Source organism: Candidatus Burkholderia verschuerenii, assembly GCF_001189365.1.
GTDB classification, from domain to species: Bacteria; Pseudomonadota; Gammaproteobacteria; order Burkholderiales; family Burkholderiaceae; genus Caballeronia; species Caballeronia verschuerenii.
Genome location: NZ_LFJJ01000148.1, coordinates 1 through 14,587 on the forward strand (window position 1 = coordinate 1; position 14,587 = coordinate 14,587).

Sequence of the window (14,587 nt, forward strand, 5' to 3'; positions counted from 1 at the left end):
AGCGCCCACACTTATCGGCTGTTAGTTTTTAAAGAGCACATCGCAAACTGAAGCGCGGTGACTTGCTACTACCACCGCCCTTCCGTCTTGCGTCGCTGCATCAGCAGCAGAGAGATGAAATTGTGAAGAATCTTTTTCTCCTTGTCAACACTATTTTTTCGCTTTCGCTTCGAAATCTGCTGACTCGGAGGCCGCTTGTTTCTCTCCAGCGGCCCTCGCCTTGCGGCAAGGAGCGGAATATTAGGCGATGCAGACGCGAATGACAAGCCTATGACGCATCTTTTTTTGCGAACGCTTCATTGACCCGATTTGCCGCGTCCGACGACCACCTCCAGCGGCACCGCCGCCGCCATTGCCGCGTACCCGGCGTCGCTCGGATGCACATGGTCGCCGCTGTCATATCGACGTTGCAGCACGCTCGGCTGCGCCGGATCGCGCAAGGCCTGATCGAAGTCGATGACTCCGTCGAACGCGCAGCTCGAACGGATCGACGCATTCACCGCCGTGCGGATCGCTTCGCGATCCGGCGGCAGCGACGCCGGCGTCAGCGTCGCGCCGTAGATCTTGACGCCGCGCTGATGCGCCTGCGCGATCAGCCGCTGATACCCACGCTCCAGCGCATCGGCGTTGACTTGGGTGTGCGGCGTGTCGCAATCCAGGCCGGCGCGCGCGGGCATCGCGGCGAAATTGATGTCGTTGATGCCGATCAGCACGACGATCGCCCGGACGCTGTATTGCCGCAGCGCGTCGCGCTCGAAGCGATTGACCAGCGCCTCGCCATAACAAGGCGAGTTGCTCAGCAGCCGGTTGCCGCTGATGCCGACATTCACCACCGTCGTCTGCCCGCCGCCGTCCTTTTCGATGCGCTTGGCCAGCGCGTCGGTCCAGCGCCGGTTGGCGTTCAGCGACGAGCGCATGCCGTCGGTGATGGAATCGCCGATCGCGATCACGGATTGCGCGCTCGGGCTTTCGACCGAGACGTTGCTCAGCCACGCGTACTGCGTGAACCGGCTGCGGAAGGCGCCGGCGGACGCATCGTCGGTGTGATCGCCGGGCGTCGACACGTAGTTGACCTGGCTCGCGACCCGATGCCACGCCACCAGCTTCTGCTCCTTGCCGACGAAACTGCTGACTGCCACGGGCTGAAACGCCGTCACATCGAAAGCGACGGGATCGCTCGTCGCTTGCGCGCCCGGCGCGACGGTCACGCTCTTGCGCCCGCCGAACAGCACGGGACGCGCGCTGCCCGCCCGGATCGCCGCGTTCGAGCCCGACACCGCGCGCGCAACGCTCATCGATTCGACGACCAGCGGCTCCGTTCCATATAGATTGCTGATCCGAAGCCGCATCTGCTTGCCGGTGATCTGCGGATAGATCACCTGACGCACCGTCCGCCCCGCCACGTCCGGCGCGCGATACAGCGCGGGCAGCTCGGCCATCTGCGGAATCGACTGCAGCGCGGTGCCCCACGCGCTGACCCAGCGCGCCGTGTCGGGCGCGGCGGCGGCATCCGCGGACCATGCCGGCGTGGCGAATGAAATTGACGCGGAAATCGCGGCCGCACAGATCGCGGCGAAAGCTCGGAGTTTCATGGGCGACGGCGTGAGGACAAAGCCGAGATTGTGCCTGATCGACCGGCGCGCACGCGGCACGGTCGGCTCGCCGCGCCCGGGCGTCGTCGAACGGAGAACAGCCCGCGCGGCCGAAAAAGCCTCAAAATGCTGGCACTCAACCCAGAGCGGGCGCATCGCCTGCTCGCGCATCGACGAATCATGGCATCCACGAACACACACGAAGTCCCGCCTCGCCTGAACTGGGAAGAAAACGGCGAAGACCGTTCCGCCCGCTGGCGCTCGGAAAGCGGCAACCCGCCGCCGAAGCGTCTGGTGATCGGCGACGATCAGATGACGGCCGATCACGCCTACCGCCTCGCCTGCGAAGGCACGGCGATCCTCTGGCGCGGCGACTTCCAGAACGCGCGACAGTTATTGCAGGCGATGGCGCGTCGCATCGAGAAGAAGCCGCGCAAGAAGAAGGATGCCGCGCCCGCGTCGCCGATGCCTTCAATCTGCATCGGCTGGCGCAATCGCAGCGCGCGCGCACGCTGGCGATGGTCGTCCTTCCGCTCGACGCGCAATACGCGATTCCGCTGCGTCGCGCGCCCGACGTCCGATCGGCGTGCGAAGAGGCATACGGCGCGACGGACGAAGCGTCGGTCGTGTCCTTGCGCGAAGTGCTCGGGCTGGTCGGCGCGCACGAATGGCGCAAGAAGGGCGTAGAAATCCGCGCGACGGGCGGCCGGATTCATCCTTACTACGGCGTGTTTTCGCCGGTTCGCGGCGAATACATCGACGTGGTGGCGAATCAGCCGTTACCGTCGACGACGCTCGCATTCGATATCGGCACCGGCACCGGCGTGCTCGCAGCCGTGCTCGCGCGACGCGGCGTCGAGCGCGTCGTGGCGACGGACCTCGATCCGCGCGCCCTCGCCTGCGCGCGCGAAAACATCGCGCAACTCGGCCTGAAGCGGCAAGTCGACGTAATCGAAACCGATCTGTTTCCGGAAGGACGCGCGCCGCTCGTCGTCTGCAATCCGCCGTGGCTGCCCGCGCGGCCGAGTTCGGCGATCGAGCACGCGATCTACGATCCCGACAGCCGCATGCTGCGCGGTTTCCTCAACGGACTCAGCGCGCATCTCACGCCGGGCGGCGAAGGCTGGCTGATTCTGTCCGACTTCGCTGAACATCTCGGGCTGCGCACGCGCGCGCAGTTGCAGGAATGGATCGACGCAGCCGGACTGAAAGTGGATGGACGCATCGACGTGAAGCCGCGTCATCCGAAATCGACCGATGCGAACGATTCGCTGCACACCGCGCGCGCCGCCGAAGTGACGTCGCTGTGGCGCTTAGTCGTCGCGTAACGCAATGCCGCGCTCGTTGAGCCAGGTGAGCGCGCCTTCCCCCGCGACGAGTCCGCTCGCGAAGCACGCCGTCAGCAGATAACCACCGGTCGGCGCTTCCCAGTCGAGCATTTCGCCCGCGCAGAACACGCCGGGCAAGTTGACGAGCATCGAACGCGCGTCGAGCGCTTCGAACGCGACGCCGCACGCGCTGCTGATGACTTCGGCGATCGGCCGCGGACGCACGACGCGCACGGGCAGCGCCTTGATCCGCGCGGCGAGCGTTTCTGGATCGGCGAATTCGTCCTTCGTGAGACATTCGCGCAGCAGTCCGGCCTTGACACCGGCCAGATGCAGCCGGCTTTGCAGATGGCTCGACATCGACCGCGCGCCACGCGGATGCAGCACCTCGTCGCGGACGCGCTCGGCGGAAAGCTGCGGCGCGAGATCCAGCCAGATTTCCGCGCCCGTTTCGCCCGATAGCGCGATCTTGTCGCTGATCGCCGCCGACAGCGCGTAAATCAGACTTCCCTCGATGCCGTGCTCCGTAATCAGGCATTCGCCGACGCGCCCGCCGTCCGCATCGTTCACCGCAATCGCCACCGATTTGAGCGGCTCGCCCGCGAATCGCTCGCGAAAGTGCGCCGACCAGTTCACGTCGAAGCCGCAATTCGACGGCACGAACGGCGCGACATCCACGCCGCGCGCGATCAGATGCGTAAGCGCCGCGCCATCGGAGCCGAGTTGCGGCCAGCTCGCGCCGCCGACCGCGAGAATCAGCGCGTCGTGGCGAACGTGCTTTTCGCCGTCGGGCGTCGAGAAGCGGGAAACGGACGCGTCATCGTTCGCAAATCCGAGCCATCGGTGCCGCATATGCAGCCGCACGCCCGACGCGCGCAGCCGATGCAGGCCACGCGCGCAGCATCGGCGCGGCTTTCATATCGGTCGGAAAGACGCGGCCCGAGCTTGCCGACGAAGGTTTCCACGCCGAGTCCATGCACCCACGCGCGCAATGCATCGGCATCGAAGCGGTCGAGTAACGGCTCGATATGCGCGCGACGCGCGCCGTAACGGGCGCGGAATGCATCGGCGGGTTCGGAATGCGTGAGATTCATGCCGCCCTTGCCCGCCATCAGAAACTTGCGTCCGACCGACGGCATCGCGTCGAACACGTCGACGCGCGCGCCGCCCGCCGCGAGCGCTTCGGCGGCCATGAGTCCGGCCGGACCGCCGCCCACGATCGCGGCATTCACCGATTCGACGCTTTCATCTGACGACATGCTGTTGGACGTTTCGATAAGGAAAAAGGGACGCCATTGTCGCATTGGCGCTTGAGGACGCGTGCCGGAAAGCCTTGTCGCGCCTCGTAAGTCATTAAATAACAAAAAAGAATTTGGGCGCGTGCCACGCCGCAAGTACGATCGCGCGATTCGTTGCATCAACAACTTTTTACTTCGGCACCATCATGTCAGTTTCTCTCGCGCCCGAGCGCGCACCTTCTCCCGCCGATGCCGCCGATGCGCGTCCCGTCATCCGCAGCGCCGCCGATGTATCCGCGCTCGTCAATCGCGGCGCCGCGCTCGGCAGCGATGCGCGCATCGTCGTCGCGATCGCGCTCGGCGGCGTATTCCTCGATGCCTACGATCTCGGCGCGCTGGCGTTCGGCGTCAAGGATATCGCCCGCGAATTCTCGCTGACGTCGACCGGAACCGGCCTGGTCGCCTCCGCGATCACGTTCGGCGCGATCATCGGCGCGTTCCTCGGCGGCTATTTCACCGACAAGGTCGGCCGCTATCGCGTGTTCATGGCGGACATGTTCTTCTTCGTGATCGCGGCCATCGCCTGCGCGCTCGCGCCGAACGCGTGGGTGCTCGGCGGCGCGCGCTTCGTGATGGGTCTGGGCGTCGGCATCGACTTGCCGGTCGCGATGGCGTTTCTCGCGGAGTTTTCGCGCTTGCAAGGCCGCGGCAACAAGGCCGCGCGCGTCGCGATGTGGTGCCCAACGTGGTACGCGGCGATCAGTGTCTCCTATCTATTAGTGCTCGGCCTGTACGCGGTGCTGCCCGCGCATCAGTCGGGCTTGTTGTGGCGGCTGATTCTCGGCTTCGGCGCGGTGCCGGCGATCGCGATCATTCTGATCCGCAGCCGATACATGAGCGAATCGCCGGTGTGGGCCGCGAATCAGGGCGACCTGACCGGCGCCGCCGATATCCTCAAGCGCTCCTACGGCATCGATGCCCGCGTCGATGCGCCCGCCGCCGCGAGCGCGCCGAAAGCGCGTCGGGCGTCGTGGAGCAATTACGGCGCGCTGCTGCGCGGCGTCTATCTGCGCCGCACGGTGCTGGCGACGGTCATCGCGATCGCGTCGTCGTTTGCGTATAACGCCGTCGCGTTCGGCTTGCCGGTGATCATCTCCAGCTTCCTCGCGCAGTCCGTGCTGACGACGATTCTCGCGTCGCTCGCGCTCAACCTCTGTTTCGCGTTCGTCGGCGGGCTGGTGTCGGTGCGCATCGTGCCGAAGTTCGGCGCGTGGAATCTGACCGTGATCGGCTACTTCTTCCAGTTGGCGGCGCTCGTCGGGCTCGCGATCGTCGGCAAGCCGGCGACGGGCGCGCAGGTCGTCATCGCGATTGCCTTCCTCGCCGCGTTCCTGCTCGGACAAGGCATCGGGCCGGGTTCGCACAGCATGACGTTCGCGTCGCTGAGTTATCCGACGTCGCTGCGCGGCGTGGGCGTCGGCTTCAATCAGACGCTGATGCGCGCAAGCTCGACGGTGTCGCTGTTCCTGTTCCCGGTCCTGTCGGCGGCGCTCGGCACCAAGGTGTTCTGGATCATCGCGGTCGCGCCGCTCGCGGGTCTCGTCGCGCTGTTCGCCGTGCGCTGGGAACCGTCGGGCTACGACGTCGACGCCGAGGATTTTCAAAGCCCACGCGCGTGAACGATTGATGAAGGCCGCGACGCTGTGACAGCGCGGCCGCCCACATCCGATTCCACGACGATCGCTTAGACTAGGACCGCTTGCCCGAGCGCTCCTTCTGTCTTCATGGCTTCCCGACAACGATGAACACCATTCACGTCGCGAATGGCGATTTCGCGGCCCAAACCCTGACGCACACGCTGAGGCTCGCCGAACGCGACGAGCGCGTGGTCGCGCTGCGCGACGATCTCGCGGTTGGTCCGCTGCGCGATATCGACGATTCGTCGCTGACGCGCGCGACCTTCTGGCGGCAAGTGCTCAACAGCTCGTTCGACTTCGAAGACGATCTCGAAGGCCAGCAGGCGCTGCTCGGCCGCCTCGCGCGCTGCGAAGGACAACTCGTCGTCTGGCACGGCCAAAGCGCGGGCGATCAGCTGATGCTGCGACGCTTCGCCTACCATCTGCGCAACGCGCCGCAGCGGCTGAACGAAGCGAAGCTGAATCAGGACGATCTGTCGATCGCCGCGAAAGATGTCGATGCGACCCGCGCGCGCCGCGCCGATGGCGCGACCGCCGTCGGCATGTTTTCGCCGCGTCAGTTGCTCGCGAAGTTGCCGAGCGCCGCGCCGATTTCCGTGCTGCGCATCAGCCGTCTCGCGCTCGAGTGGCAGGAAGCGAAGTACGCGAACGTCGAAACGCGTCGTCTGCGCGACAACATGCTGGTGTCCGGCGCGTGGCACGACGTCGACGAAACGCTGCTGGAACTGGCCGGCGACGCATGGCGCCCGGCGCGCGATATCGTCGGCGAAGCGATGGCGAGAAGCTTCGACTTTATCCTGAGCGATTCGGTTGGCTTCTGGCGATGCCGCGAACTCGTCACGGCGGGCCGACTTAAAATACGCGGCACGCCTTCCGATATCACCGAGGCCGAACTGCGCCGCTGAATCCAAAATAAAAGCATTGCGACATGGCCCGTACCAAAGCGCCTGACCACGAAACACAGCGCGAACAGATTCTCGAACTCGCCGCCACGAAATTCGCCCAGACGAGCTATCCGAGCACGTCGATGGCCGATCTCGCCGCCGCGAGCGGCACGTCGAAGGCGCGTCTCTACCATTACTACGAGAGCAAGGAAGCGATTCTCTTCGATCTGCTCGACCGCTACACGAAGCGGCTGATGCTGATCATCGCGGAAGTGGAAGGCGCGAGCCAGCGGCGCGGACTCGGCGAGCGCGATGCATTCGCGGAACTCGTGCGGGCGTTTCTCGCGGAATACGAGACATCGCATAGCCGGCACGTCGCGCTGCTCAACGACGTCAAATATCTCGAAGATGCGCAGCGCGAGATCGTGCTCGACCGGCAGCGCGATATCGTCGCGGCCTTCGCGCGGCAACTCGCGCGCGCTTATCCGAAGCGCGTCACGAAGGACAACCAGACCGCGCTGACGATGATGGTCTTCGGCATGATCAACTGGACCTTCACCTGGCTCAAACCCGGCGGCAAGCTCGGCTACGGCGAGTTCGCGGAACAGGTTGTCGACATGATCGAACGCGGACTGAGCGGCGATCAATAAATTGCTGCAACACAACATGTCAGACCGTTGTGTTTACGCGATTTTCACAAATCATTGATTTAAAATATTTAATCGGCTTTCCGGTAGCTGTTTAGAACGCTGCCTCCAGCGCGATTTAAGGGTTTTCCCGTATCAATAGTCGCGGTATACCGTAAAATCATCTTGCTGTGCAACACGCTGCACGATTGAGATGAAGGAGGAATACCGTGGAACTAGCCATCAACCGCACCGCCGAGCAGATCGTCGCGAGCGACCGTCCACTGCCGGACGCCGCGCGCTTGCCGGTTCTCGTCCGCGAACTGTCCTCTGCGGATCGTGATCGCCTGCTCACGCACTTTCTCGCGCTCGACGAAAACGATCGCCTGCTGCGTTTCGGCCAGATCGTGCCGGACTACGTGATCGAGAACTACGTCCGCAATCTCAACTTCGCCAACGACACCGTGTTCGGCGTGTTCGGCAATGCGCTCGAACTGGTCGGCGTCGGCCATCTGGCCTATCTGCCCGCGGAAGGCGACAAGCGCACGGCAGAATTCGGCGTATCGGTGCTGGAATCGGCGCGCGGTCGCGGCATCGGCTCGAAAATGTTCGAGCGCGCGGCCATGCGCAGCCGCAATACGCAGGTGTCGGAACTGTACATGCATTGCCTGTCGCGCAATTCCACGATGATGCACATCGCGCGCAAGTCGGGCATGAAGATCGAATACGCCTATGGCGAAGCGGACGCGTATCTGTCGCTGCCGCCGGCCGATCAGACGAGCATCATGACCGAGATGCTGCAGGAACAGGCCGCCGTGTTCGATTACGCGATCAAGCGTCAGACGCATCGCGCGTCGCAAGTGTTTCAGGCGTTTATGCCGGCGACCGACGCCAACTGAGCGCTTTAACGTAAAGGCAGCGCCGTCGTCTCTTTGATGCGCTCGAGCGAAAAGCTCGACCGCACGTCGATCACCGACGGGTGATGCAGCAGATGCTCCTGAACGAAGCGCGAGAAGTCGTCCATATCGCACACCTGAACGCGCAGTAGAAAATCCATCTCGCCGGTCATCGCGTCGCAGGCGACGACTTCGGGCCACGAACGCACGGCATCGCGGAACAATCACCGTGCGTCGGCGCTTTGGGCGTACCGGCGGGCGCCTGCGTGCCGCCGCGCTTTTCCAGCCGCACGTTGATATACGCGAGCAGACCCAGCCCGATCTTCTTGGCGTCGAGCAGCGCGACATAGCCGCGAATCACGCCGATCTCCTCCAATCGCCGAATCCGCCGCAAACACGGACTCGGCGACAAATTCACCCGCTCCGCGATCTCCTGATTCGACAAGCGCCCGTTTTCCTGAAGGATGGCGAGAATGCGCCGGTCTATCGTATCCAACTCGGCTTCGGCCATTTTCTGTCTCCTCGCGATATGTAATTGGCAGGTTCGTGCGCAATCCTAGGATTCGCCGATTTGATTCGCAAGCTTTTGCCGCATCCGGGTGTCTACACTGTCCCGATACCGCGTCATCACGAATGGAGACAGCATGACCGCTTCGACCTGGGACAATCCCGTCGGCACCGACGGCTTCGAGTTCATCGAATACACCGCGCCGGATCCCGTCGCGCTCGGCAAGTTGTTCGAGCGCATGGGTTTTACGGCTATCGCGATAGCATCGGCATAAGGACGTGACGCTTTATCGTCAGGGCGTGATCAATTTCATCGTGAACGCGGAGCCGGATTCGTTCGCGCAGCGCTTCGCGCGTCTGCACGGGCCGTCGATTTGCGCGATCGCCTTCCGCGTCGCCGATGCCGCCAAGGCGTATCAGCGCGCGCTCGAACTCGGCGCGTGGGGCTTCGACAACAAGACCGGCCCGATGGAACTGAACATCCCTGCGATCAAGGGCATCGGCGATTCGCTGATTTACTTCGTGGATCGCTGGCGCGGGAAGAACGGCGCGCAGCCGGGCAGCATCGGCGATATCAGCATTTACGACGTCGATTTCGAGCCGATTCCCGGCGCACAGGCGAATCCGGTCGGGCACGGGCTGACGTATATCGATCACCTGACGCACAACGTGCATCGCGGACGCATGGTCGAATGGGCGGAGTTTTACGAGCGGCTGTTCAATTTCCGCGAAGTGCGTTACTTCGATATCGAAGGCAAGGTGACGGCGGTCAAGTCGAAGGCGATGACTTCGCCCTGCGGCAAGATCCGCATTCCGATCAACGAGGAAGGATCGGAAAACGCCGGGCAGATTCAGGAATATCTCGACGCGTATCGCGGCGAAGGCATTCAGCACATCGCGCTCGGCACCGCCGATATCTACACGATCGTCGACGGCCTGCGCGGCGCGGATATCGCGCTGCTCGATACCATCGACACGTATTACGAGCTGGTGGATCGCCGCGTGCAGAATCACGGCGAATCGGTCGCGGAACTGAAGAAGCGCAAGATTCTGATCGACGGCAATCAGGACGAAATCCTGCTGCAGATTTTCACGGAAAACCAGATCGGGCCGATCTTCTTCGAGATCATCCAGCGCAAGGGCAATCAGGGTTTCGGCGAAGGCAATTTCAAGGCGCTGTTCGAATCGATCGAACTGGATCAGATGCGGCGCGGCGTGCTCAAGGACACGACTGCACGCTGACGTTGCATCGGGACGATTAAAAAAAGGGACATCACACGATGTCCCTTTTTGCATTTTCGACGCGCCATGCTCAATGCACGACGCACGTGACCGGATCAGCCGATGGTGTCGTCGTCGCTGCGTTGTGAGTCGCGGCGCTTTTCCGTAGTGGTGCGGACCGACTGGACGCGCGCTTGCGCAACCTGCCGAACGGGCGATGCCTCGAACGGCGACTGATTCGCCCGCGCACCGCCACTGGGCGCGCTGATCGCGAAAAAGGCCGCCGAGACCATCAGGAAACTCTGGATGTGGCGTTGTTTCATTGTCGTTATCTCCTTCTAACTGCATGTGTACGTCTGCTTTCAGGGTCAAACCAACCTTAAACATCTGACAGTTCAAAACCCCGAAGGCGCCATTTTAGACAGGATCGGCCGCCAAGGTTCCGTTTGTTTGTCGTTTTTACACGCTGTAACAAGATCACCTTCTTCCGTGCGGAAACGTCAAGGAATTGAAGCAAAGCGCTGTTACGTGAGTGTTTTTTAACGGGTTTGTCCCACTGTCTCGCAAACCATTAGATCGGCACACTGGAAATCCCGGCCTGAGCGTTCACAAGACGCGAAACGGCCCGAAACATGCTTTGGCGATCCCAAACCTCGGGTGGAGGAAGACATAGAATGAACGCCCCGCTAGACGCAGAACAAAGAGCTTCGCTAGAAGCCGCCCTGAAATCCGTCACGCTCGACGACAAATACACGCTCGAACGCGGTCGCGCGTATATGAGCGGCATCCAGGCGCTGGTGCGCTTGCCGATGCTCCAGCAGGAGCGCGACAAGGCCGCCGGGCTCAACACCGCCGGATTCATCTCCGGATATCGCGGTTCTCCCCTTGGTGGGCTCGATCAGTCGCTCTGGAAGGCGAAGAAGCATCTCGCCGGGCATCAGATCGTATTCCAGCCGGGCGTGAACGAAGATCTCGCCGCGACCGCCGTGTGGGGCTCGCAGCAAGTCAATCTGTATCCGAGCGCGAAACACGACGGCGTGTTTTCGATGTGGTACGGCAAAGGCCCGGGCGTCGACCGTTCGGGCGATGTCTTCAAGCACGGCAATTCCGCCGGATCGGCCGCGCACGGCGGCGTGCTGGTGCTCGCCGGCGACGATCACGCCGCGAAATCTTCGACGCTCGCGCATCAATCGGAGCACATCTTCAAGGCGTGCGGCCTGCCGGTGCTGTTTCCGTCGAACGTGCAGGAATATCTCGATTTCGGCTTGCACGGCTGGGCGATGAGCCGCTACTCCGGCCTCTGGGTCGCGATGAAATGCGTGACCGACGTGGTGGAATCGTCGGCGTCGGTGGATATCGACCCGCATCGCACGAAAATCGTGATTCCGACCGATTTCGCGATGCCCGACGGCGGCCTGAATATCCGCTGGCCCGATCCGCCGCTGGTGCAGGAAGCGCGTCTGCTCGACTACAAGTGGTACGCCGCGCTGGCTTACGTGCGCGCGAACAAGCTGGACCGCGTGGAAATCGATTCGCCGCAAGCGCGCTTCGGCATCATGACCGGCGGCAAGGCGTATCTCGACGTGCGTCAGGCGCTGACCGATCTCGGTCTCGATGACGCAACGTGTTCGCAGATCGGCATCCGTTTGTACAAGGTTGGTTGCCTGTGGCCGCTCGAAGCGCAAGGCGCGCACGAATTCGCGCGTGGCCTCGAAGAGATTCTGGTCGTCGAGGAAAAGCGTCAGATTCTCGAATACGCGATCAAGGAAGAGCTCTACAACTGGCCGGATGCGCAACGTCCGCGCGTCTACGGCAAGTTCGACGAGAAAGACGGCGCAGGCGGCGAATGGTCGGTGCCGATGGGCAACTGGCTGCTGCCCGCGCACTACGAGTTGTCGCCCGCGATCATCGCGAAGGCGATCGCCACGCGTCTGGAAAAGTTCGATCTGCCCGCCGACGTGCGCGCGCGCATCGCGGCGCGGCTTTCGGTGATCGAGGCAAAGGAGAAATCGCTGGCGCGGCCGCGCGTCGAAGCGGAGCGCAAGCCGTGGTTCTGCTCCGGCTGTCCGCACAACACGTCGACCAACGTGCCCGACGGATCGCGCGCGATGGCCGGCATCGGCTGTCATTACATGACGGTCTGGATGGACCGCAACACGAGCACCTTCAGTCAGATGGGCGGCGAAGGCGTCGCGTGGGTCGGTCAGGCGCCGTTTTCCAACGACAAACACGTGTTCGCCAATCTCGGCGACGGCACGTATTTCCACTCCGGTTTGCTCGCCATTCGCGCGTCGATCGCGGCGAAGGTGAACATCACCTACAAGATTCTCTACAACGATGCGGTCGCGATGACCGGCGGCCAGCCCGTCGACGGCGTGCTGACCGTGCCGCAGATCACGCATCAACTGGCGGCGGAAGGCGCGGCGAAGATCGTCGTCGTGACGGATCAGCCGGAAAAGTACACTGCGGCGACCGGTCTCGCGCCGGGCGTGGACGTGCATCATCGCGACAAACTCGACGAGATTCAGCGTCAGTTGCGCGACGTTGCCGGCGCATCGATCCTGATCTACGACCAGACCTGCGCGACGGAAAAGCGTCGTCGCAGGAAGCGCGGCGCGTTTCCCGATCCGGCGAAGCGCGTGGTCATCAACGAAGCGGTCTGCGAAGGCTGCGGCGATTGCTCGGTGAAGTCGAATTGCCTGTCGGTCGAGCCGCTGGAAACCGAATTCGGCACGAAGCGGCAGATCAATCAGTCGACCTGCAACAAGGATTATTCGTGTCTGAACGGCTTCTGCCCGAGCTTCGTCACGGTGGAAGGCGGTCAGCTGAAGAAGCCGAAGGCGACCAGCGTCGATAGCGACACGATGCCGCCCGTGCCCTCGCCCGACTTGCCGGAAATCGCGCGGCCTTACGGCGTGCTGGTGACGGGCGTCGGCGGAACGGGTGTCGTGACGATCGGCGCGTTGCTCGGCATGGCCGCGCATCTGGAACAGAAAGGCGTGACCGTGCTCGACGTCACCGGTCTCGCGCAGAAAGGCGGCGCGGTGATGAGCCACGTCCAGATCGCCAACCGTCCGGCCGATATCCACGCGACGCGCATCGCGATGGGCGAGGCGGATCTGGTCATCGGCTGCGACGCGATCGTGACGACGAGCAACGAATGCGGCTCGCGGATGCAGCCCGATCACACGAAAGTCGTCGTCAACAGCGCGGCGACGCCGACGGCCGAGTTCATCAAGAATCCGAACTGGAGCTTTCCGGGCGCGAGCGCGGAGGCGGATATCCGCGCGGCGGCGGGCGAGCATGTCGCGCTCGTCGATGCCAACCGTTTCGCACTGGCGCTGATGGGTGACGCGATCTACACGAATCCATTCGTGCTCGGTTACGCGTGGCAGAAAGGCTGGGTGCCGCTGCGTCACGAATCGCTGACGCGCGCGATCGAACTCAACGCGGTGCAGGTCGAGAAGAATCTCGCAGCGTTCGAATGGGGACGTCGCGCGGCGCACGATCTGGCGGCGGTCAAGCGTCTCGCCGATGCGCATCACAGCGTGCAGGAAGCGCCGGGCAGCAAGGTGATCCCGCTGCACACGCCGAAGGCGCTCGATACGCTGATAGAAAAGCGGCTCGACTATCTCGCCAAGTATCAGAACACGGCCTATGCGTCGCGATACGGCCGTCTGGTCGCGGAAGTGCGGGCGAAGGAAGCATCGCTCGGACTCGGCGACGGGCAGTACGCGCTGACCGAAGCGGTCGCGCGCAATCTGCACAAGCTGATGGCCTACAAGGACGAGTACGAAGTCGCGCGTCTGTATGCCGATCCTGCGTTCCTCGACAAGGTGAAGAACAGCTTCGAAGGCGACTGGAAGATCAAGGTGCATCTCGCGCCGCCGTCGCTGTCGAAGAAGGATTCGCGCGGACATCTGGTGAAGAAGCAATACGGCCCGTGGATGATGTCGGCCATGCGCGTGCTGGCGCGTTTCAAGTTCCTGCGCGGCTCGGCGCTCGATCCGTTCGGACGCACGGAGGAACGTCGGATGGAGCGGGCGCTGATCGGCGAATACGAAGCGCTGGTGCGCGAGTTGATTGGCGGGCTGAGCGCGTCGAAGCTGCCGCTGGCGGTGGAACTCGCCAGCCTTCCCGATTCGATGCGCGGGTATGGGCACGTCAAGGAAAACAACGTGAAGGCGGCGAAGATCAAGTGGAACGCGCTGCTGACGCGGTGGCGGAGTAACGAGGGCGGGGAGAAGCGGGCGGTGGCGTAAACATCGTCCTGCTGACGAAGGCGGTTCGCGAAGGCGAATCGCCTTTTTTATTGGGCGGCTGTTGGTCCGTTTCTGACGCCTGCTGGCAACATGTCGCGGACGCACCATCGAAACTACGCGCTTGTATTTCTACCTCCGTACATCGTTTCAATGAAAATCGCCGCCCTCTCCGACATCCACGGCAACCTCGCCGCCCTCGAAGCCGTGCTCGATCGGCATAGGGGCGGCCAGCAAGCTGGCCGGTCCCCTGCCACACCACCCTGCCACACCACCCGGCGTGCGGGTCCGCACCGGGCGGTTCGGGAAGTTGAGGTTATGTGAGGCGAGGCATGCCAA

General features: G+C 63.2%; 7 protein-coding genes and 5 pseudogenes. 8 read left to right on the top strand and 4 right to left on the bottom strand.

All coding sequences use genetic code 11. The features are described from left to right. Positions 1–296: 296 nt before the first annotated feature. Positions 297–1,592, bottom strand: a complete 1,296-nt coding sequence (locus BVER_RS20975; RefSeq protein WP_050454940.1) for an SGNH/GDSL hydrolase family protein — start codon at positions 1,590–1,592, stop codon at positions 297–299. A 180-nt stretch (positions 1,593–1,772) separates the two neighbouring features. Here BVER_RS20975 and BVER_RS20980 point away from each other — a divergent pair. Further along, positions 1,773–2,920: pseudogene (locus BVER_RS20980) on the top strand (methyltransferase). On the opposite strand, the pseudogene BVER_RS20985 reads toward BVER_RS20980, so the two are convergent. Continuing rightward, positions 2,906–4,179: pseudogene (locus BVER_RS20985) on the bottom strand (TIGR03862 family flavoprotein). The pseudogenes BVER_RS20980 and BVER_RS20985 sit on opposite strands and share 15 nt — an antisense overlap. 185 nt (positions 4,180–4,364) lie before the next feature. Between BVER_RS20985 and BVER_RS20990 the strand changes: the two are divergent. The 4 genes from BVER_RS20990 to BVER_RS21005 all read left to right on the top strand — a co-directional run bounded on the left by BVER_RS20990 (position 4,365) and on the right by BVER_RS21005 (position 8,264). Continuing rightward, complete coding sequence (locus BVER_RS20990) at positions 4,365–5,837, top strand: MFS transporter (protein WP_050454934.1); 1,473 nt, start codon at positions 4,365–4,367, stop codon at positions 5,835–5,837. 122 nt (positions 5,838–5,959) lie between these two features. Next, positions 5,960–6,760: a DUF1835 domain-containing protein gene (locus tag BVER_RS20995; protein ID WP_050454935.1), complete on the top strand. Its 801-nt coding sequence runs from the start codon at positions 5,960–5,962 to the stop codon at positions 6,758–6,760. 23 nt (positions 6,761–6,783) lie between these two features. Beyond that, entirely contained in the window at positions 6,784–7,389 is a 606-nt protein-coding gene (locus BVER_RS21000; RefSeq protein WP_050454936.1) for a TetR/AcrR family transcriptional regulator, read from the top strand. A gap of 206 nt (positions 7,390–7,595) precedes the next feature. Continuing rightward, a complete protein-coding gene (locus tag BVER_RS21005; protein ID WP_050454937.1) occupies positions 7,596–8,264 on the top strand; it encodes a GNAT family N-acetyltransferase in 669 nt (222 codons plus the stop codon). A 5-nt stretch (positions 8,265–8,269) separates the two neighbouring features. Here BVER_RS21005 and BVER_RS21010 read toward each other — a convergent pair. Beyond that, a pseudogene (locus BVER_RS21010) lies at positions 8,270–8,772 on the bottom strand (Lrp/AsnC family transcriptional regulator). Positions 8,773–8,905: 133 nt separating this feature from the next. Here BVER_RS21010 and hppD point away from each other — a divergent pair. Next, a pseudogene (gene hppD, locus BVER_RS21015) lies at positions 8,906–10,010 on the top strand (4-hydroxyphenylpyruvate dioxygenase). A gap of 95 nt (positions 10,011–10,105) precedes the next feature. On the opposite strand, the gene BVER_RS21020 reads toward hppD, so the two are convergent. Further along, positions 10,106–10,312: a hypothetical protein gene (locus BVER_RS21020; protein ID WP_050454938.1), complete on the bottom strand. Its 207-nt coding sequence runs from the start codon at positions 10,310–10,312 to the stop codon at positions 10,106–10,108. 351 nt (positions 10,313–10,663) lie between these two features. On the opposite strand from BVER_RS21020, the gene BVER_RS21025 reads away from it, so the two are divergent. Next, complete coding sequence (locus BVER_RS21025) at positions 10,664–14,251, top strand: indolepyruvate ferredoxin oxidoreductase family protein (RefSeq protein ID WP_050454939.1); 3,588 nt, start codon at positions 10,664–10,666, stop codon at positions 14,249–14,251. A gap of 150 nt (positions 14,252–14,401) precedes the next feature. Further along, a pseudogene (locus BVER_RS31765) lies at positions 14,402–14,476 on the top strand (metallophosphoesterase family protein); the annotation flags it as partial. Positions 14,477–14,587 lie beyond the last annotated feature (111 nt).

Bases quoted from the DNA above. Each gene is read 5' to 3' on its own strand.
- BVER_RS20975 (WP_050454940.1), bottom strand. From the start codon at position 1,592: ATGAAACTCCGAGCTTTCGCCGCGATCTGTGCGGCCGCGATTTCCGCG.
- BVER_RS21020 (WP_050454938.1), bottom strand. From the start codon at position 10,312: ATGAAACAACGCCACATCCAGAGTTTCCTGATGGTCTCGGCGGCCTTT.
- BVER_RS20990 (WP_050454934.1), top strand. From the start codon at position 4,365: ATGTCAGTTTCTCTCGCGCCCGAGCGCGCACCTTCTCCCGCCGATGCC.
- BVER_RS21000 (WP_050454936.1), top strand. From the start codon at position 6,784: ATGGCCCGTACCAAAGCGCCTGACCACGAAACACAGCGCGAACAGATT.
- BVER_RS21025 (WP_050454939.1), top strand. From the start codon at position 10,664: ATGAACGCCCCGCTAGACGCAGAACAAAGAGCTTCGCTAGAAGCCGCC.
- BVER_RS20995 (WP_050454935.1), top strand. From the start codon at position 5,960: ATGAACACCATTCACGTCGCGAATGGCGATTTCGCGGCCCAAACCCTG.